Genomic DNA, 20107 nt, shown 5'->3' with positions numbered 1-20107 from the left:
CTTAAATCGTTAGAACCTATGGGACGTATATTCGAAAAACGAAAACATAAAATGTTCGCCCGCTTTGACAAGATGGCCAAAGCGTTTACCCGTATCGGCAAAGACATTGCCATTGCCGTAAAGCATGGTGGTCCGCTTCCGGAGAACAATCCGAAGCTCCGCATGGCGATGCAAAACGCCAAGGGTGTGAACATGCCCAAAGAAAAAGTCGATGCAGCCATCAAACGTGCCTCTTCGAAAGAAGAAAAAGATTTCCAGGAAGTAACCTACGAAGGATACGCACCACACGGTGTGCCGATCATGGTGGAATGCGCCACCGACAACCCCACCCGCACCGTCGCCAACGTGCGCCTGCACTTTTCCAAAGGCCATGGCAGCATGGGTAACTCCGGCTCGGTAGGCTTTATGTTCGAGCGCAAAGGCGTCTTCAAATTCGATCCCGCCAAGATCAACGTAGATGAGCTTGAGCTCGACCTGATCGACGCCGGCGCCGACGACATCGACCAGCAGGAAGACGAAGTCACCATCTACACCAAGTTCACCGAGTTCGGCCACATGGCCAAGTTCCTCGAAGCAAAACACCTTGAAGCAAAAAGCTCCGAGCTACACTACATTCCGACAACAACCAAAGAGCTCAGTGAAGAAGAAACGGACGAAGTACTCAAACTGGTAGAAATGCTCGAAGCCGACGACGATGTACAAAACGTATATCATAACCTGGCGTAGCTGACTTTTTATCCCCAAACAATATTAAAAGCGTTGCCCACCGGCGACGCTTTTTTATTGCTTGGCGGTAGCTGTAGCGGCTGACAGCGTCAATTTATTGTCCACCATGCGATTGTTATACTGCTGAATAATCGCGCATATCTTCTTTTCCATCGCCTGCACGATATCCGGATGCTGTTTGAGGATATTATCGCGCAGTAGGCGATCGATCTTGAAATTATACAACGATATGGGCCGGTGTCCGTCAAATTGCATCAGGTAATCGCCCTGGTAAAGCTGATATACATTGTCTTTATAGTTCCAGGCAACTTCATCCGTTGAATGGAATACGTCCCGGCCAAAAGCTATATAATCATGCGGATACCCGAGATAGTTCAGCACCGTAGGCATGACGTCTGATTGTTGCACCAGCCCCGGTTCCATCCCCACCAGGCTGTCGTCGGGGCGGTAAAAGAAGATGGGAATCGTAAACGCCCCACGCGGCGTACGGCCGTCATCAAACAGGACATCGGACGACGTATGATCCGCTGAAATCACAAACAGCGTGTTCTTGAACCAGGGATATTTAGACACCGTGCGGAAATAGCGACGCAGCGATTCATCGGTATACTGAATACATTTCAGGATTGGCTCCGGCCCGCCCTTGAAGCGCTCCTTGTATTCTTCCGGTATATTGCAAGGGTGGTGCGAGGATACCGAAAAGAACGCACTGAAGAACGGCTCGTGAAAATCGCGCTGCGTATGCGCCATGAACTGCATGAATTTCTCATCCCAGATCCCCCACCAGCCGTCGAAATCGGCATCATTACCATATTCAGTCATGCCGTAGTAATTCGGAATGCCCGCAATGTTCATAAACGCTTCAAAGCCCATGGAGCCATTGGGTGCGCCGTGAAAAAACGAGCAGTGATAACCCTCCGCGCCGAGCGTGGAGCCGAGGCTGTTGATCTTGTTACCCGAGAAAGGGGATAAAACGTAGGGAATCCCCATCGAAGGCACGCTCGCAATAAGCGATGGCAACGCATCGATGGACTTGCGTCCGCTGGCCAGCGAATACCGATACGAACGACTGTGTTCCAGCAACGAATCCAGAAACGGTGTATACCCTTTATAGGTGCCGTTATTCCGATCGCGGTTGTAGAACCCGACAAATTCCCGCGAGAAACTTTCCAACACCAGCACCACCACATTCAGCTTACGCATAGCGCCCGAGTCAACCCCGTGGCGCACGGGCGTGAACACAGCGTTGAGCTCCGCCTCGTCGGCGAAGTAATGTACCTTTTTGATTTTGGTCTTGCCCACGCTACGGTATAACGCAAACGGCGTATTAAGCACCAACGATACATTCTTCGGATCGTGCACATATTTTCCCGCATCGCTCAGCGTAATGGGCCGGTCGCTGTACTCGAAGCCGCCACGGATGCCGCACACCGTTAGATAGGCTATCGGTAATAGCGCCGCGAGGCCGGAGGTATAAAACACCAACTTGTTCCGAATCAACGGTCCCTGCACACGTGTTTTGTTGTAGAGCCAGACCATCAGCACCACCAGCCCGATCCACCACAACGTGGCATGCCAGTAGTCACCCATAAACCGGATCACCAGCCTTCCCATGGTTTGCTCATGCTCGAACTGCTGAAAGACATCGGCTGTCGTACGCCGACCGGTAAAGCGGAAGTAAATAAAGTCTGATGCATTAGCCGCCAATGCGACACCGTTGCAGATAAAAAAAATCCATTTCACCACAGCCTGGTAGCCCGCCCGGAAACGAATTTCCAGGGGCACGACCATGAGCAACAGCACCAACATGTTGGTGTACAGAACGGCGGTCACGTCGAACGGAAGGCCGCCGCCCATAATATCGATAAAGACTCCCGGCGTGATGTCATCAAAATAATCCTGGTTGTACAGGTAAAACCCGATGCGACAGAGCGAAAACAGTAACATGGCCAACAAGAGCCGTAAAATCAGCACCCACAGGATATTGGTGCGCACCAAAAGGTGTCTAACCTTAAAATTCATACGTTAACAGGCAAATGACGCTGCGATTTAGTCATTTTCCGGAAAAATACAGGTAACATAGGAAATCTTTACGTAACACAAGACTCCCAGGATAGTACGCTTTTAGTTAATTATCAGCTTGTTATCCACCATGCGATTGTTGTACTGCTGAATAATCGCGCGCATCTTCTTCTCCATCGCCTGCACCACGTCCGGATATTGTTTGACGATATTCTCCTGCAGCATCCGATCGGTCTTGTAGTTATATAACGAAAGCGCCCGGCGGCCATCGAACTGCATGAGATAATCACCCTGGTAAAGCTGGTACACATCGTCTTTATAATTCCAGGCAACCTCATCCGTCGAATGAAATACATCCCGGCCAAAGGCAATATAATCGTGCGGATAGCCCAGATAGCCCAACACCGTCGGCATAATGTCCGACTGTTGCACCAGCCCCGGTTCCAGCCCCACCAGACTATTGTCAGGCCGGTAAAAGAAGATCGGAATCGAAAACAACCCGCGGGCTGTACGGCTATCATCGAACATAATGTTGGATGAGGTATGATCGGCCGTAATCACAAACAAAGTATTCTTAAACCAGGGATACTTCGATACCGTATGGAAGTATTGGCGCAGCGACTCATCGGTATATTGAATACACTTCAGGATCGGCTCGGGTCCGCCCGCAAACCGTCCTTTATAATCGTCCGGCACATTAAAGGGGTGGTGCGACGATACAGAGAAGAACGCCGAGAAAAAGGGCTCGTGAAAGTCACGCTGGGTATGCGCCATAAATTGTAAAAACTTGTCGTCCCAGATTCCCCACCAACCGTCAAAGTCGGCATCGTTGCCATACTCGGTCATGCCGTAGTAATGCTCGATGCCCGCAATGTTCATAAAAGCCTGAAAGCCCATGGAGCCGTTCGGCGCCCCATGGAAAAAGGAGTTGTGATACCCCTCCCCGCGCAGAATCGTACCAAGGCTATTGATCTTATTACCCGAAAAAGGCGACAACACATACGGCACACCCATCGAAGGGACACTGGCGATGACCGAAGGCAACGCATCGATGGATTTGCGCCCGCTGGCAAGCGAATATGTATACGACCGGCTATGTTGCAGCAAAGAATCCAGAAAAGGCGTATAGCCTTTATAGGTGCCGTTCTCACGGTCGTGGTTAAAGAAACCAACAAATTCCTTTGAGAAGCTTTCCAATACCAGCACCACCACATTCAGCTTACGCATGGCACCGGAGTCCGCCCCATGGCGCACCGGCGAGAAGACTGAATCCAGCGCAGCCTCGTCGGCAAAGTAGTGCACCTTCTTGATCTTTGTCTTACCCAACGTGCGGTACAACGCAAAGGGGGTATTCAGCACCAGCGGCACGTCCTTGGGGTCGCGCACATACTTGCCGGCGTCGTTCAGGGTAATGGGCCGCGTGCTGTGCTGAAAGCCGCCACGAATGCCGCCGATCGTTAAATACGCCACGCCCAGCATCGCCGCCAGGCCGGAGATATAAAACAGCCACTTATTTCGCATCAACGGCCCTTGTACGCGCGTCTTGTTATACAGCCACACCATCAATACAATCAGTCCGATCCACCAAAGGGTAGCGTGCCAGTAGTCAATCAGGAAGCGGCCCAGGAGTCCGCCCATATTTTGCTCATGCTCAAACTGCTGGAAAATGTCGGCTGTCGTACGCCGCCCCGTAAACTTGAAATAAATGAAGTCCGATACGTTGGCAGCCAATGCAATGCCATTGAAAACGAAGAATAACCATCTCACTACGGCCTGATACCCCGCCCGGAAACGGATCTCCAACGGCACGATCATCAGCACCAGCACCAGCAGGTTGGTATACAGTACCGCCGTCAGGTCAAACCGAACACCTCCGACCATGATCTCGAAGAACGTGCCGGCCGTCAGGTCCGCAAAGTAGTCGCGGTTGTACAGGTAAAAACCCACCCGGCAAAGTGAAAACAGAAACATGGCCAACAAAAGCCGTAAAAAAAGCACCCACCAGATATTGGTGCGTACCAGGAGTTCTCTCACCTTCAAGTTCATGCGTTACCGGGGCAAATGACCCTGCGATTTAGGCATTTTTCGGGAGATCTGGATAAAAGGAGGCGATTCGAGTCCCGGAGATTTTTTGGATCGTGTCTCTGTTCGTCTGGAGGTTAGGACACCAGATTTTCATCTGGTAACGCGGGTTCGATTCCCGTACGGTCTACTACTAAAAAGCCTTCTAATTGTGAAAATTAGAAGGCTTTTTTGTGTCCGACTGGAGGGGAATCGAACTTCGCTCATAGTGTCACTATCTTTCTGTTCGATAAGAATTTCAACTTCCTCGACGCCGCCTGGGATCAGATCGCCGTGGATTACGAATAGATCCTCTATATCGCAAGATTGACGCGTTTGTTTTTTGGCCCCTGAAAGTTACTGTACCCGAAGAAGGCTACGCCTACATTTACCTGAGCAACGAAAGCCCGACGCAAGTCAATCTATATGACCTTTTCCCTCATTGTTTTTGAAATTGATGATGGCGATTACTTCTGATAGTCAGTGCTTTTTGGTGTCACTGCACCATCTTCTGTAGTTCCGTTTCGTCGTTGCTTTGGTGGTACCGGGTTTGATGAATATTCCCGATTGCCTATATTCGAACGTTAACAGCAGGCACAACACAAGATACCATGAAGCAAGAAGTAACTAAAAATATATCGACAGAAAACGGAGCAAATGAATTTCAAGTTCGTTTGCTTAAAGACGATGGAGTTGGACTTTTGACAACTAAAAACGATGAAAACTATCTTGTTCTTGATAGTATAGATTATTGGTATGACCTGATACAAAACGAGTATCCGAAAAAGAAAAAATGTAGTTGCAAAAATGAATGGTTTTATGTGACATTTAATTACATACCAAGACAAGGAACGGACGACATCAGGGAAGTGAAAATATTAACAACTTGCACAGTTTGTAATAAGGTTTCAAAACCAATTTCAATTGACATAGATTATTCGCCAACAAAAGAACTAATTGAAAATCCAATCACTTTTTGCGAGAAGCCGAACATTAAATATAAGTTCCAAGAATTGACAAGTTATTGGTCAGGTGACAACTTGAAAGACTTTTTGAAATTCATTTTCCATGATTTAAAGCTAAATGTTTACTGTTGGTTTTCACAACACCCTGAACATAAGAGGAGATTTGAAAGGGTTTCTTTTGATAAAGCAATGCAAATTATAACAGTTAATCATAGATACTTAAATTTCTTTTTTTCTGCCAATGAACTTGAAACGTCAAATTATATAGAATTTACGGATAGCAATGGAGTATATTTAAAAGAGGGAATTTGGAGAAGGGACGAAATAATAGAACTGACAGCTCCTTTTGTAATTTTGGGTTATGGTCTTCTTTATTACATTAAATTTTGTAATCAATATCTTGATAAAGGAAACGTGAAGGACAAGTCTGAGCAATTCGAAATAATAACAACTAAACTTAAAAAATGGCTTGAAGAAAAATTTGTAACTAAACGTGGGATGAATTGCTTTGACGGACAAGAAGCATATGACAAATACATAGCCAAAAGAAATGCAGAAAGATAGAATGCCAGCGGCTAACATCGGTTTTGGCAATATGGCTGGATTTCCTACTTTTATCAACCCAGTCAGTCTCTGAATAATTTGAAGATCAGGGCTCAGCAAGCACGAATGCAGCACCCACCGGTCTACTACTAAAAAAGCCTTCTAAGTGTGAAAATTAGAAGGCTTTTTTATGTTCGACCGGAGGCGAATCGAACCGCCATTGATCATGTATTTGTTGGCGGTAGGTTTTATTCTCCAAACAATTTCGTCCAAAAGGATTTAGGTTTTTCATTTGTCGGCTGGTGATGCTTACTCTGTTCCATGTTGGTCGTTGGAAGATCAAAAAAAATTCCTTTGTCATCCATTCCAATCGGAAATTGAGTTCTTTCTTTCCATTCGTCAGTCGATAGCGTCATTATAGGTTCTGCATTAATTTCCTCGTCAAAACTCCGTCGTCCTTTTTCTATCACTTGTTGCTCTACGTTTGTCGTTGTGGACGAAAATAATTCTATCCCTGTCTCTGGAATATTGAGTAATAGTATCTGCGTTTTTCCATCCTTCTCATAAACGTCAAGCACTTTAAAATACGCTCCCGAAGAAATGATTATCATTCCGAACTTTGCTGCATTTGGATCAAACATAGACAAGTCTCGTCCATAAGCCGAAGCAATTAAATATCTAAGTCTCGCGGTCGGTCCACCTCCAAATCTTGATGCATCTGTGAAGCCCCTTTCGTGGATAATTTGCCCAACTTTATATTTAGAAATTAAATCGTTCGATAACTCAACGTCCCTGTATAACAATGCGAGTCCTGGAAATGTCTGGTTGAAAATCTCCTCAATCTTTTTATTGTCCATTAGCCATAGGTTTCAGTATCACCTTACTCGTCCGAAAAATTACCGCTAACGCTTCAGGAATCCAAGATAAAATCCTCACAAATAACTTCGATAGCCGAATTATCACTAAGGAAAATTATCTTAAAATGCCGAAGCTTAAACAGGTTATTGAAATGCTTCTCCCATCTATCTTTGAAATCTGAATATTGAAACTCGACAAGAGACGAAATAGCCTCATATCCCTCATATTCAATTACAGTATCCGATGCTCCCGGCATACTAGTGATTCTTTGAAAGCAACTGTGTTTGAAAACAAGAGAAATTTGGGATTCGCTATCATCTGAATCATAAAAAACAGTGACAATTAGGTCGCCCTTGTCAAAAGATACCGAAATTCGATTTTCGCCATATCCAGGAAGAAATTCAAAGGGATCGAAGATAACTTTTGCATTCCTACATTTCATATTTGAAAGATATATTCACGAATATTTCATTTCCATACATTTCTTCCTTCGCAATTCGCGATTTTTATCGAAATTAACCCAAAAGAAATTGCGCACAACGATTACGTTACACTAGGTAAAAATAGAAGATTTTTCCCTTCTTCAAGCCGTGTTTTAAAGAGATAACCTCGATTGTGACGGAATGACAGATCGTCACTTTTTCAATTCAGCAATCTTTAAGAAATCTTGCCTCAGCAAGCACGAATGCAGCATCCACCGGTCTACTTAGAACAAAAGGCCTGGAATCTTAATTGATCTCAGGCTTTTTTGTGTTCGATAATTTCTGTTTAGTTAGTGATACTGAATATTGGGTGCACGTTATACTGTCGCGGCAGATTATATTTAGGGCACAAAAACAGAAACTTATGTCGGCTGCATACGCCTTCGTGGATTTGTCCCGTCCCTGGATCGGTAGTTGCTTGGTTTTCTTCTTATTCAGCTGTTCTTACTCGCCGAAAGAGAAACGATTAGCCAACTTCCATGACAATAACGGTACAACAATTCTTTCTTCGTCTTATAAGATGAACGGAGATACCGTCGAATTCACAAGGGTATTGAGAGACTCGTCGAAACTTCTTATTCAACATGGCCAGTTATTCAGAGGCCAATACGCCCTGGAATACCAGCATCTGGACAACACTACCGAATTGAAGTACGACAAAATGATACTTGACTCGTTGTCGGATGCTTATCAAATCAGGGGATTTGCACCGCGCCTTGTAGAGGCGCCAGCGATTCTGTTTATTCAAGTCGTACCTGATTCGGCTATGAATGACCTGCAATCATTGGGTTTCCTGAATCTACGGCAGAGCTTGGAGGATAAAATTGACGCATCGCTACAGGCTGAATACCTCGGTGAGTGGATGGCTGGAGATATGGGTGCTGGTGCCAATATGCTTTTTTCTGTAAATAACTGGGACGCCGCACAGGCAAAAGCACTGACAATTTTAAGGGAAGAGCAGTTGCAGGATCACGTGCTCATTGCGAAACGAATCATGACTTCGGAAGATGATTGGCTGTATGAAGTTACCTATCCGGTAATGTACCAGGGAGTCTTTAACAGCCTGTAAAACATGTAAACGACAAACCGAATGCTCTTTTATACACCGTACTTGGTAGTGGTAATTACGAAGCCAGTGAACCACAATAATGCGTATTTCTCAGAGTACAAAAAAAGGAAGGTGCTAAAAATGAAAAGCTAAGTCCTGTACACCAAACGTTACCAGCCATCTGGTACGGGGGCTATAAACATAAATCGACAATAAAAATGAAAGTGCCAATCCTGATTTTGCTTGTATCTCTTGTACAAATTGACTGTACATTAAAAGCTGAAAAACAAAAGGATATGCTTGGACTATTTAAAAAGGGAGACTCAATTGAAATATTTTGGAAGTGGTTTGCTGACAACGAAAATAAATATCGCAATTTCCAAGACGACCCTGATAAATGCCTAACCGAGCTATTGACAAAAATCAGGAAAATTGCTGGGGGGCTTGCTGTTGAGTTGGAGCCGCCACAGAATGGCATTATCAATATGACAATTTCTGCTGACGGAGACGCCAATCTTTTTTCGACAGTACAAAAAATAGTCGATAACGCGCCTAAATTAGATGGTTGGAAAATTTTAGCGTTCCGTCAACGCATGCCAATTGAAAAAGTAAGGGGTATGATCTTAAAATCGCAAGACCACACTCTTGATCCAAGTAAAATGAAATTCTATCCAATTGTCTCAGGCAACACGCTTGACGTCATTGTTTATGCTGATCATGTAACTGAAGAGAATAAAAGTAATGTTGCTTATGGTTGCTTACTGCTACTTGATAACTTACTCGGGGAATATGATTGCGTAATGAAAGTCAGGGCCTATGACTTTCAGTCAATGCCTACAGATCAACGTGAGCTAGCGGAACTGAAACCGCTGATTGAGCTTGCTGATTACGTTGATATTTTCAGTCAACAAAAAAAGTAAAGGTCTACGAATGTATGCATTTGCAGATTGGAGCACGCCTGCAGCACCCTCCGATCTACTTAAAAAAAGCCTTCCAATTACGAAAATCAGAAGGCTTTTTTGTGACCGGCCGGAGGAGGGTCGGATATACACTATAGGCAAACGTGTTCATTGTTTTTCAGACCGTAGGGCTCGCACCACCGTCGACCGAGTAATTAATGCCTGTAATATATTTTGCTTCCGTAGAAACAAGAAATGCTACCAGGTTGGCAATTTCTTCGGGCTCAGCCATTCTGCCCATGGGCACACCCACCTTATCCATCACAGCGTTGAAAGCTTCCTCTGCAGTACTGGCTGACGACTTCGCCAAGTTCTCAATAAACTCAAGCATTAACGGTGTTTTAACGACACCTGGTGAAACCACATTTACGCGTATTCCTACCGGCCCCAGCTCATTCGCCAACGCCTTGCTGTATGCATTCAATGCTGCTTTGGCAGAAGAATAAGACATGGTCATTTGCCAGATAGGTTGTTTGGCGGCCCCTGTTGAAATGTTAATGATCACACCGCTTTTTTGCTTGATCATGGCAGGCAATAAGGCTTTATTGATGCGCACGACCGACATGAAATTCAATTGCCAATCATTAAACCAATGCTCGTCGGCAAGTGTATTGAAACCACCGCCAGGACTTAAATTAGCACCTGCATTATTGACGATAATATCTACACTACCGTACTTCTCTAAAATCTCTTTAGCAATCGCATCTGCACTTTCCGGTTGGAAAAGGTCCGCTGCAATGAAATGATATTTGCCTTCTTTTGGCGCAGTCCGAGCCGTTACTACAACCTGAGCACCTGCACTACCCAATTTATCGGCAATCGCTTTGCCAATTCCTTTCGTTCCTCCTGTTACCAAGGCAACTTGTCCCTTCAATGAATTTTTCATGGTGTTTCTATTTGAGTTGCAAAGCAAAACCCAATACTTTACTTTTGAAAGTGGTTACACCAATGTAAAGTAGTAACACAAAGTAAAGTATTGGCAAAATGAACCATATATGAAGGATAACGGCATAAAAAAATGTGAAGAAAAATGCGCGCTCCAGGAAATTCTGGGTGTGATCGGTGGCAAATGGTCCATGTCAATTATCTATGCTCTATTTAACGGCAAAAAGCGTTTCAGCGAATTAGAGCGACTTATCCCTAACATCAATACCCGAATGTTGGTCAAAGAATTAAAAAACATGGAAGCCAATGGAATTGTCAGTAGAAAAATTTTTGCAACCGTGCCGCCTACGGTAGAATATACGCTTACTACAAAAGGGGAAAAGTTAGAGCCAAGTATTAATGAATTGTATAAGTGGGGGCTTGAATATGTTGGCTGATTATACGCATTAAAATCCCACGATGGCGGCGACTGCCAGGTTGCTGCAACAATCGATTCAATTTGGAAGGAGGCCCGGAGAAAGAGGCTTAAAAACGTGGGTAGAAATTTAACAGTTGCCTTGAAATCCGTAGACTTTCAGAAAGATGCAGGGATAAGTGGGAGAATACTCATGAATACCTCTGAATAACAACTGATGACTAGCGTAATGCTCTTTGTATAGATGCCGAAATATATCGACAGAAAACGAAGCGAATGAATTTCAAGTTCGTTTGCTTAAAGACGGTCGTTAATTTAGATGCTTACGCACAAAGGTCTTATTCTGTACGATTTAGATTCCGGGAGGGAGTTATCAGCGTTAAAAGGTAAGCATCAAAATCCTCTCTCGATTTACCGATCTTTTGTCGCAGCGTGGTTATCATGCAGTCCTTCTTACCATAGTCATAATGAAAATCGTCATCGTGCAGGTAATTAAACTGTATCATCATTTTAGCTTTCTGTAAACGCCAGGTTTCGTCGATTTTTTCGGTATTCATGATATGACGAATTTCCAGGTGTGAAGTGGCAACTCTCCTGGAACCTCGATTTAAAGATGCCAATACTCCCGCAGAACATACGTACACCCATCACTAAAAGTATTACATCTATCACTGGTCTCGGGATGGAGCCCGATACAGCATCCTGCCTACTACGTCGCCCGGGGGTATGGCACTTCAGCCATAAATTTATAACTTTACGACCTCTATTGCACCGTCTCGAAGACAGCGCCAATGACCCGACTTTACCTCTTTATTTTTTGCCTGTCTTCCCCCGTCAGTGCACTTTTCGCACAGGATCAGACCGTTTCCCTGGGCCTGTTCACCGGCATTACCGCCACCCATTCCTGGGACACCGGCATGGACCGCGACGCCCGCTACAGCGCGATGCACAATTTGCGCTTCGCCCCCATTTCCATTAACTACTCCCTTGACTACGAAGGCTTTGGATTTTTCATCAACCCCGGCCTGGTCAACATCGGGCAGAACTTTCAGGTGGTGAATACCTCCGGCGGCTACGTAGGCAAGCGCAAAGTGCACCAGCAGTATCTCAACATTCCGCTTGCCGTACGCCTGCATTTGATAGATCTCGACTTTTTCCGGTTAAGTCTCGTAGGCGGCGGCAGCTGGGCCTTCCTGCTGGACGGCAGCGAAAAGATCGAGCACGATGCGACGCGGTTACGCTTCCCCGCGCAAGTATATCCCCTCCTCCCCTCCGACTATTCGATTGAATATGACGGTGTTGCCACGCCCCCGGTAGACGACTACACGCTGCTGCAAAAACGCGACTTCCGCTCCTACCAGGTCTTTGCCTTACTCGGCTTTCGCGCAGACTGGGATGTATCCGACGCCTGGCGCATTTCGGCAGACGTTCGCGTCCACTACGGCATCCTGGATCCGCGCTCGCCGGCGTATCTGGACAAGCTGGATCGTTACGAGGCCCTCTATGACCTGCCCGGGCGACGCCACGACACCTATGCGCTGGTCGGTATTGGCGTCTCCCGTTATTTTTCCCTTTCGCAACACGCCGACAACGGCCGCAAACAAACCAAGGGCACACCCAAGCGAAAAAACGGCAAAAATCCCTGGCCAGGGCCTCGCAGGAAGAAGCCGCGCAGTTAGCGCCGGTTCTTTATCTTTACCGGAAGGCCGCCCCTGCTATGCTAAAAATTGACTCGCACACGCACATCCTGCCCGAGACACTGCCCCGCTGGACAAACAAGTTCGGCTACGGTGATTTTATTCACCTGGAGCATCACCGCCCCGGTTTTGCGCGCATGATGCGCGGCAACCGGTTCTTCCGCGAGATCGGCGAAAACTGCTGGAACCCACAACTGCGCATCGAAGAATACGCCCGGTTCGGCACCCAGGTACAAGTGGTCTGCACCATACCCGTCATGTTTGCCTATTGGGCCAGGCCACAGGATGGCCTCGACATCGCGCGGTTCCTGAACGACCATATTGCCGGATTAATACAGGCCTATCCCAAAAACTATCTGGGCCTGGGCACCATCCCTATGCAGGATACCGAGCTGGCCATCGGCGAGCTGGAACGCTGCCGACAGCTGGGGCTGTGCGGCATCCAGATCGGCTCGAACGTCAACGACCTGAACCTCAACGAGGAGCGCTTCTTCCCGATCTTCGAGGCCTGCCAGCGACTCAACCTGGCCGTGCTGATTCATCCGTGGGAGATGATGGGGGAAAAGAGCATGCAGCGCTATTGGCTGCCGTGGCTGGTAGGCATGCCGGCGGAGACGTCACGGGCCGCATGCTCGCTGATCTTTGGCGGGGTATTTGAAAGACTTCCGCAGCTGCGCGTTAATTTCGCCCACGCCGGCGGATCGTTCCTGACCTCGATCGGCCGCATTCAGCATGGGTTTGATTGCCGACCCGACCTGGTGGCGATTGACAACGCGGTGCCTCCGCGCGACTACCTGGGCCGCTTCTGGGTAGACAGCGTTACGCACGACCCGCTGCTGCTGGAATACGTGCTCAAAGTGCAGGGCTCACAGCGCATCACCCTCGGATCGGACTATCCTTTTCCGCTGGGCGACCTGGAGATTGGCGCTTTTATTGAAAAAATGGATTTGGATACAAACGTGAAAGAAGACATCTTTCACCGGGCCACGCTCGGGTGGCTGGACATACGAAAAGAACGGTTTGATTAAATGACGGCATACTTCGACAAGCACCCGGTCACAACGCTGGCCACCCTCCTGCTACTGCTCCTGGCAACCACCAGCACCACGCGCGCCCAAAGCACCGACAAAATGCGGCAGCAGGAATACATCCAGCAACAGGAACAAGCAAAAAAAGCCATGCTCATGCGCGAGCTGGACTCAGGGGTATATTTTATGGACAACGGCCAGTACGCTGCCGCGGATAAAAAATTCCGGTATGTGCTGGAGAATATCAAGAGCGTCCCTTCCGACCTGACCTACTATTTTGGTAAGAACTCCTTCTACCAGGCCCAATACAAACAAAGCATTGACTGGTTAAATAAATACATCCAGTTGAAAGGCACCAATGGACAATATTCCTCGGATGCCATCCAGTGGAAAAAGCAAGCCGAAGCAGAGTACCTCAAAGAGAAATCAAAGGCTTCCCAAAACGTGGCCGAAGTACTCTCTGCCGACTACGACATCGACTGCGGCCCTACCGGCAAGGTAATCTGTCCCGTGTGCAAAGGCGACCACGTCACCATCAAAAAAGGAGCCTTTGGCGATGAGTACAAAACCTGCGTGTATTGCAACGAGCAGGGCATTCTGACCTGCGAGGAGTACAACCTGCTGATCCGTGGGCAACTAAAACCTAAGAACTAACCGGGCTGACAATTGTCAGCGCCGCGACTCGGACTTTTCACGTATCTTTGCCGCCGATTAACCTGCAATTAATCGCATGGCATTGTACAACCGCATTGACGGCCGCGTTCTCAAGGAGAAGATGCTGGCCACCCCGGAAAAACGGGTCACGATTTCTTTCTACAAATATCACCACCTGTCCGACCCGGTCGCCTTCCGCGACCAACTGTACAGCGACTTCGAAGCCCTGGGCGTATTTGGCCGGATCTATGTAGCCTCCGAAGGCATCAATGCGCAGGTCAGCGTTCCCGAGCACCAATTCGAAACCTTCCGCAACTACCTGTACGCCATCGACTGGATGAACGGCCTGCGCCTGAATATTGCAGTCGAAGACAACGGCAAGTCTTTCTTCAAGCTCAAGATCCTGGTCCGCAAAAAGATCGTGGCCGACGGCCTCGACGATAACACCTTCGATGTAACAAATACCGGCACGCACGTAGACGCCGAAGCATTCCATACGCTCGCGGATGACCCGAACACCATCATCATCGACATGCGCAATCACTACGAAAGCGAGGTTGGTCACTTCAAAGGTGCCATCCTTCCCAACGTAGACACGTTCCGCGAAGAGCTGCAGATAGCCGAAGACCTGATGCGCGACCAAAAAGACAAAAACCTCCTGATGTACTGCACCGGAGGCATCCGCTGCGAAAAGGCCAGCGCCTGGATGAAGCACATCGGATTTAAAAATGTATTTCAGCTCAACGGCGGCATCATCAAGTACGCACAAGAGATCAAGGACAAAGGAATCGAGAGCAAGTTCATCGGAAAGAACTTCGTCTTCGACGAGCGCTTGGGCGAGCGCATCACCGAAGACATCATCGCCGTATGTCACCAATGCGGCAAACCTTGCGACGACCATACAAACTGTATAAATGACGGTTGCCATTTGCTCTTCATTCAATGCAGCGACTGTAAGAAGGAATTCAATAACTGCTGCTCACCGGCATGTAAGGATATTGTAGCCTTGCCGGAAGAAGTTCAAAAGGAGCTGCGACGCGGGATCACCAAAGAGCGACAAGTGTTCAAAAAGGGACGCAAGAAAACAGTGTGAGAGCGAGTGTGGGAGTGAAGAAAAGTCAGATTTTGCTGATGCGTCGTAACCAGTGCTCATTAGATTGACATTGGTCGAGCTTCCTCGGCAGTCTGAAGACTGCCGTTGGAATAGGTCCATTCCGATAGCTATCGGAACGCCCTCCCTTCGGTCGGAAGACTTGAACCAGAACGCTGCAATCATTATGTTGCTGCGTCAAACCGCCCGACATGACCATCCGCATCGGCATTATTAATGTTTCAGATCGCGCCAGCCAGGGGATCTACGAAGATATACCCGGCAAGGCGATCGTCCAGACTTTACAAGAATATCTGACCAGCCCCTGGGAACAGGAGTATGCCGTAATCCCGGATGAACAGCACCTGATCGAACAGACCATGATCGATATGGCCGACAACCGCGGCTGCTGCCTGATCATTACGTCGGGTGGTACCGGTCCTGCCCGGCGCGATGTTACGCCGGAAGCCACCGAAGCGGTTTGCCAAAAGATGCTGCCGGGCTTCGGAGAGTTGATGCGGGCAAAAAGTCTTACATACGTACCCACGGCCATCCTTTCGCGCCAGACCGCCGGTATCAGAAACCAGACATTAATCGTAAATTTACCTGGGAAACCAAAGGCCATCCGGCAATGCCTGGATGCCGTCTTCCCGGCGATACCATATTGCATTGACCTGCTGGAAGGACCGTTTATCGAGTGTAACAGCGCTATTATGCCGGTTTTCCGGCCTCAATCTAGTTAATTTGCAGACCTACTTGTAGTTACCATGGCCAGAATCAAGTATTACTACGATACAGAAACCTGTAAGTACGAACGTGTAAAAACAAAGACCAGTGATGTTGTGATGAACGCGCTGGGCATCCTGTCCCTCACCATGATCATGGCCGTCGGCCTCATGATCCTGTTCACCAATTACTTCGAATCGCCCAAAGAGCTCATTCTCAAAAACGAGATCAAAGAGCTGGAATATTATTACGACAATCTCAGCCAGGACGTTCAGAATATGAACGAAATCCTGGGCGGCATCGAGCACCGCGACGACAACATTTACCGCGTGGTATTGGGCGCCGAGCCCATCGACAAAACCATCCGCGATGCCGGCGTGGGTGGCGTAGACCGATATAAAGACATTCGCGAAAAAAACATTGACCACGAAGAAATTGTCCTGAACCTCAACGAGAAGGTCGACCTGCTCCGCCGTAAGATCTACATCGAATCCAAGTCGCAGGACGAAGTGGTGAAGATGGCCGAAAAGAAAGAGAAGCTCTACGCGGCCATCCCCGCCATACAGCCCATCTCCAACAAACAGCTGGTGGCCCTGGCCTCTGGCTTTGGCTGGCGTACACACCCCATTTACAAAGTGAAAAAGCTCCACACGGGTATTGACTTCGCCGCGTCCATTGGCACGCCGATCTACGCCACCGCCGACGGCACCGTGGCCGAGGTTAGCGTAAAGTTCAGCGGCTATGGCAAGATGGTGGAAGTTAACCACGGCTTTGGCTACCGCACGCGCTATGCGCACATGCACGAGTTTGCCGTGCGCGCCGGCCAGACCATAAAACGCGGCGACCTCATTGGTTACGTCGGCAACACCGGCCTTTCCACCGCCCCCCACCTGCACTACGAAGTGCTGATCAATGGCGACCATGTAGACCCGGTACACTATTTTTACAACGACCTCACAGCGGCTGAGTACGAGAAGGTCCTGGAACTCGCCTCGATCGAGAACCAGTCTCTGGGGCTGTAAGCTGCTGGGTACCCGATATCACGATCAATCATCTGAGGACGCTCCACACGGGCGTCCTCTTTTTATTCCATGTGAGCATGGGACTCATCCTTCGATTCTGTCCCGTGATGCCGAAAGATGACCTTGGAGTCGGGATTATTTTGTGATATTTTTTACTATACGTGAATAATTTTTATAGCCCCGAGCATCTCTTGCCAGGGCATTTTTTAAGATCTCCTTTATTTATTGCGTAAGAAACCCTGAAAAATCCGGTATAGTGCGCGTCAATAGTCCAGATATAGAATAGATATCCAATATATTATTAAGTATTATTCAATAGATATTTAAGTATTATATAGGTATTTAATATCTCCCTTTAAAATACTTTTCCTTAAAATTTAATTTATACAATATATTGACAGTTGCGTACCATTCCGTACATTCGATTCAGACACCGTTGAAACTTTGAATGTTGTCGAAAACCCCTCTCGTTACCTTAAAACCAATCGATTATGCCCTTTCTCGAAGGACCATTCGCCTTTACCGGTAAGTTAGACATGTTCAGCGCCTACCGCATGCGCGGCGTCGACAAGATTGTTGTTCGTCGCAAGGGCGGGCCCAGTGCTGAAAAAGTAAAAACGAGCCCCAGCTTCAAAAATACACGTCATACCATGTCGGAGTTTGGCGGGTGCTCGCGCCACGGCAGCTATGTGCGGATGGCGATGCTGCAGATCCGGCACCTGTCGGACTATAATTTTGGAAGTGATATCAACAGCATCCTGCGCCGGGTACAATTGCGCGACAGCACCGGCGAATGGGGCCGCCGTAGTATCACGCTCTCCGAACACACACGCCTGCTCGAAGGATTTTCAACGATGCGGAAGGCACCCAGCTTCGATTCCATTGTACGTACACCGGTATATTATACAATAGATCGCGCCAATCGTTCCGCCCGCATTGAAATTCCCGAGCTGATGCGTGACATCAACTATTTTCCACAGAACAACCATGCGATGTTTCGCCTGACGGTTACGCTCGGTATTGTGCCGGATGTGGCGTTTGATATACCTGCTAAAGAGTATCTGCCGCCTACCTGGTACGACAGAGCCTATTATTCTAAGAGCATTTCCACGATGTGGAGCCCGTCGTTGGAGGGAATGGAAAGTACAATACTGGAACTGGCGACGGATGCGCTCCCGCCGGATGATCGGTGGACGTTGATGTTGTCAATTGGTATCGAATATGGTGCATTTCGGGAGTATGGGGAGATAAAAGCAGTCGCAAGAGTCGGTGCGGCGAAGATTCTGGCATTGCGCGGGAAAGAGGACGCGCCTGGAGGTGATGTCGGAGATGACGGGATTGGGAAGGAAGAGATGCAGCGGGTGAATGAGGTGGTGACAAAGGATGTGCCTGTAAAAGAGGTTGAGGAGGAATCAGAAGGATATCGGGAACCGGAAATTCGGTATGTGTATACCATGAAAGAACCTGTGTCGGAAAAGCCGGAGGTCAGAGTGTATAGCTATGTTATACCACAGGAAGATGTAGCCAGTACGACGGCCGCGAGTATAGAGACCTCTGTGGCAGATCAACCGGTGTTGAGGATGTCACCATTGGTCAAAGGCAGCCGGGCGACTGTCACACGTGCTGCACTTGCCCCAGCAATTCCCGGTAGCAGGCGCACGTCTAATACCGACTTGTCGGGAGGAACCTGGGACTACTCGTGTATAAAGCAAAAGAGGGCACCCGACAGGCACCCTCTTTATTATCCGTAGAACGTCGGTACTTACTTCACAAAGCGCACGTACTTACCTTCCTTCTTGATCATCACAAACGTCTCCGTCCCCGCGGTGCCGGTATACACTGCGAAGGTCACAGCATACTTCTGTCCTTCGGCGGCATCCGGGAAGAGGCTGTTTAGCAAGAAATCCAACCCGGCCTCTATTTCGGCGTCAGTCCACTCGTTGGCAGCACCCTTACGGCGGTCGAAGTTACCATATTGGTTGGCGTTAGCAGCATCGGAGTTTTCGAGGCCTTTGTTGGCGGCAATTACCTTGTAGTCCGCAACGGCCAGCGTATAGGTCTTGGTGTTGTCCGGCGCCCAGACGGTACCGTCGTGACCGAACTGCAGTGTCACCGGGATCACGTCTGTTTGGCCTACCCACTTCGTACCATCGTAAATGGTAAGCGCGATAGCATCCTCCGTTACCCGTGTGCCGCCTTCCGGCACATAGGTATACTTGTACAAGGCAAAACGGGCATCTCCGGCGGCTGCAAAAGGGAACTTCTGGTTAAACATCACGGCGATGCGTGTGATTGCCGTGGTGCGGTTGTCGAAGTTCGCGAATGACTGGCCCATGAATGTATAGTCGGCTGCTGTAACAACGTATGGGAGGGCCCAGGCTTTGTTGTAGCGGATCACCTTGCTGGAATCCACGGTTGTTGCGCCGCTGGCGAAGTAGTTGTACCACAGCGTCAGCATATCAAAATCCACCGCGTCAGGCCAAACGTGCGCCGCGGCTTTTGTAATGTCTGCCTGGCTGTTCAACCTTGAGTTTGTCTCATTGATGTCGATATAATCTTGCGTGTCGAGGGTATCCTTGTCTTTCGTCTGGATGCGAATTGGCGCATACAGCTTGTACGTCACCAGCGCCTGCGAGCCATCACCCAACAGCGGAAACCGTGTCGTCAGGATCTGCGGAATGAATTTACCGGCTTCATCAGTCGAGCTAAAGTCTTTATTCTTCGCGATGTCGGCGCCGCCGTCCACTTTTGCCAACAAGTCGTAATCAGCATCCGTGAGCGTGTAGTCAAACTCTTTTACATCGAACGGAACCTCCCCTGCTTTTTCAGCATCCAGCTCATCATAATAGTCTTCGTAAGGATCGCACGCGAAGACAACCAGCAGCGAAGCAATGCCCGCCATATATTTGAAATAATTCTTCATGTC

General features: G+C 48.2%; 17 protein-coding genes. 12 read left to right on the top strand and 5 right to left on the bottom strand.

Annotated features, from left to right (window positions below):
- Positions 1-18 precede the first annotated feature (18 nt).
- Positions 19-726 (top strand): YebC/PmpR family DNA-binding transcriptional regulator, encoded by a 708-nt coding sequence (locus K7P01_RS19495; RefSeq protein ID WP_267296161.1) that lies wholly within the window; start codon positions 19-21, stop codon positions 724-726.
- 54 nt (positions 727-780) lie between these two features.
- Here the strand turns inward: K7P01_RS19495 and K7P01_RS19490 are convergent, their stop codons facing one another.
- Entirely contained in the window at positions 781-2748 is a 1968-nt protein-coding gene (locus K7P01_RS19490) for an LTA synthase family protein (protein ID WP_267296159.1), read from the bottom strand.
- Between the two features lie 102 nt (positions 2749-2850).
- Complete coding sequence (locus tag K7P01_RS19485; protein ID WP_267296157.1) at positions 2851-4782, bottom strand: LTA synthase family protein; 1932 nt, start codon at positions 4780-4782, stop codon at positions 2851-2853.
- A 638-nt stretch (positions 4783-5420) separates the two neighbouring features.
- Here K7P01_RS19485 and K7P01_RS19480 point away from each other — a divergent pair.
- Positions 5421-6338: a hypothetical protein gene (locus K7P01_RS19480; protein ID WP_267296155.1), complete on the top strand. Its 918-nt coding sequence runs from the start codon at positions 5421-5423 to the stop codon at positions 6336-6338.
- Between the two features lie 227 nt (positions 6339-6565).
- Here the strand turns inward: K7P01_RS19480 and K7P01_RS19475 are convergent, their stop codons facing one another.
- Positions 6566-7174: a hypothetical protein gene (locus K7P01_RS19475; protein ID WP_267296153.1), complete on the bottom strand. Its 609-nt coding sequence runs from the start codon at positions 7172-7174 to the stop codon at positions 6566-6568.
- Positions 7175-8021: 847 nt separating this feature from the next.
- Here K7P01_RS19475 and K7P01_RS19470 point away from each other — a divergent pair.
- Positions 8022-8726: a hypothetical protein gene (locus K7P01_RS19470; protein ID WP_267296151.1), complete on the top strand. Its 705-nt coding sequence runs from the start codon at positions 8022-8024 to the stop codon at positions 8724-8726.
- Between the two features lie 197 nt (positions 8727-8923).
- Positions 8924-9625 carry a hypothetical protein gene (locus K7P01_RS19465; protein WP_267296149.1) on the top strand — a complete coding sequence of 234 codons (702 nt, stop codon included), beginning with the start codon at positions 8924-8926 and terminating at the stop codon, positions 9623-9625.
- A gap of 157 nt (positions 9626-9782) precedes the next feature.
- On the opposite strand, the gene K7P01_RS19460 is transcribed toward K7P01_RS19465, so the two are convergent.
- Positions 9783-10550, bottom strand: a complete 768-nt coding sequence (locus K7P01_RS19460; protein ID WP_267296147.1) for an SDR family oxidoreductase — start codon at positions 10548-10550, stop codon at positions 9783-9785.
- Positions 10551-10659: 109 nt separating this feature from the next.
- On the opposite strand from K7P01_RS19460, the gene K7P01_RS19455 reads away from it, so the two are divergent.
- From K7P01_RS19455 to K7P01_RS19420, 8 genes are all read left to right on the top strand, one after another.
- The gene (locus K7P01_RS19455) at positions 10660-10986 is read left to right on the top strand and encodes a winged helix-turn-helix transcriptional regulator (protein ID WP_267296145.1); all 327 of its coding nucleotides are present in this window, start codon (positions 10660-10662) and stop codon (positions 10984-10986) included.
- A 769-nt stretch (positions 10987-11755) separates the two neighbouring features.
- Complete coding sequence (locus K7P01_RS19450; protein WP_267296143.1) at positions 11756-12643, top strand: PorT family protein; 888 nt, start codon at positions 11756-11758, stop codon at positions 12641-12643.
- 38 nt (positions 12644-12681) lie between these two features.
- On the top strand, positions 12682-13689 hold the full coding sequence (locus tag K7P01_RS19445; protein WP_267296141.1) for an amidohydrolase family protein: 1008 nt from the start codon (positions 12682-12684) through the stop codon (positions 13687-13689).
- Positions 13690-14343 (top strand): thioredoxin domain-containing protein, encoded by a 654-nt coding sequence (locus tag K7P01_RS19440; protein WP_267296139.1) that lies wholly within the window; start codon positions 13690-13692, stop codon positions 14341-14343.
- A 76-nt stretch (positions 14344-14419) separates the two neighbouring features.
- Positions 14420-15436 (top strand): oxygen-dependent tRNA uridine(34) hydroxylase TrhO, encoded by a 1017-nt coding sequence (trhO, locus tag K7P01_RS19435; RefSeq protein WP_267296137.1) that lies wholly within the window; start codon positions 14420-14422, stop codon positions 15434-15436.
- Between the two features lie 209 nt (positions 15437-15645).
- Complete coding sequence (gene mog, locus K7P01_RS19430) at positions 15646-16176, top strand: molybdopterin adenylyltransferase (protein ID WP_267296135.1); 531 nt, start codon at positions 15646-15648, stop codon at positions 16174-16176.
- Between the two features lie 24 nt (positions 16177-16200).
- Positions 16201-17181, top strand: a complete 981-nt coding sequence (locus K7P01_RS19425) for a M23 family metallopeptidase (protein ID WP_267296133.1) — start codon at positions 16201-16203, stop codon at positions 17179-17181.
- 491 nt (positions 17182-17672) lie between these two features.
- The gene (locus tag K7P01_RS19420) at positions 17673-18932 is read left to right on the top strand and encodes a hypothetical protein (RefSeq protein WP_267296131.1); all 1260 of its coding nucleotides are present in this window, start codon (positions 17673-17675) and stop codon (positions 18930-18932) included.
- Positions 18933-18943: 11 nt separating this feature from the next.
- Here K7P01_RS19420 and K7P01_RS19415 read toward each other — a convergent pair whose 3' ends face one another.
- Entirely contained in the window at positions 18944-20104 is a 1161-nt protein-coding gene (locus K7P01_RS19415) for a hypothetical protein (RefSeq protein ID WP_267296129.1), read from the bottom strand.
- Between the last annotated feature and the right edge of the window lie 3 nt (positions 20105-20107).

This window comes from Parachryseolinea silvisoli (assembly GCF_021190955.1).
GTDB lineage: Bacteria > Bacteroidota > Bacteroidia > Cytophagales > Cyclobacteriaceae > Ohtaekwangia > Ohtaekwangia silvisoli.
This window is presented reverse-complemented; position numbering and strand designations above follow the sequence as displayed.

Coding starts and splice junctions, on each gene's coding strand:
- K7P01_RS19465 (WP_267296149.1), top strand. CDS start 8,924: ATGAAAGTGCCAATCCTGATTTTGCTTGTATCTCTTGTACAAATTGAC.
- K7P01_RS19475 (WP_267296153.1), bottom strand. CDS start 7,174: ATGGACAATAAAAAGATTGAGGAGATTTTCAACCAGACATTTCCAGGA.
- mog (WP_267296135.1), top strand. CDS start 15,646: ATGACCATCCGCATCGGCATTATTAATGTTTCAGATCGCGCCAGCCAG.
- K7P01_RS19495 (WP_267296161.1), top strand. CDS start 19: ATGGGACGTATATTCGAAAAACGAAAACATAAAATGTTCGCCCGCTTT.
- trhO (WP_267296137.1), top strand. CDS start 14,420: ATGGCATTGTACAACCGCATTGACGGCCGCGTTCTCAAGGAGAAGATG.
- K7P01_RS19440 (WP_267296139.1), top strand. CDS start 13,690: ATGACGGCATACTTCGACAAGCACCCGGTCACAACGCTGGCCACCCTC.
- K7P01_RS19420 (WP_267296131.1), top strand. CDS start 17,673: ATGCCCTTTCTCGAAGGACCATTCGCCTTTACCGGTAAGTTAGACATG.
- K7P01_RS19480 (WP_267296155.1), top strand. CDS start 5,421: ATGAAGCAAGAAGTAACTAAAAATATATCGACAGAAAACGGAGCAAAT.
- K7P01_RS19415 (WP_267296129.1), bottom strand. CDS start 20,104: ATGAAGAATTATTTCAAATATATGGCGGGCATTGCTTCGCTGCTGGTT.
- K7P01_RS19490 (WP_267296159.1), bottom strand. CDS start 2,748: ATGAATTTTAAGGTTAGACACCTTTTGGTGCGCACCAATATCCTGTGG.
- K7P01_RS19425 (WP_267296133.1), top strand. CDS start 16,201: ATGGCCAGAATCAAGTATTACTACGATACAGAAACCTGTAAGTACGAA.
- K7P01_RS19460 (WP_267296147.1), bottom strand. CDS start 10,550: ATGAAAAATTCATTGAAGGGACAAGTTGCCTTGGTAACAGGAGGAACG.
- K7P01_RS19450 (WP_267296143.1), top strand. CDS start 11,756: ATGACCCGACTTTACCTCTTTATTTTTTGCCTGTCTTCCCCCGTCAGT.
- K7P01_RS19445 (WP_267296141.1), top strand. CDS start 12,682: ATGCTAAAAATTGACTCGCACACGCACATCCTGCCCGAGACACTGCCC.
- K7P01_RS19470 (WP_267296151.1), top strand. CDS start 8,022: ATGTCGGCTGCATACGCCTTCGTGGATTTGTCCCGTCCCTGGATCGGT.
- K7P01_RS19455 (WP_267296145.1), top strand. CDS start 10,660: ATGAAGGATAACGGCATAAAAAAATGTGAAGAAAAATGCGCGCTCCAG.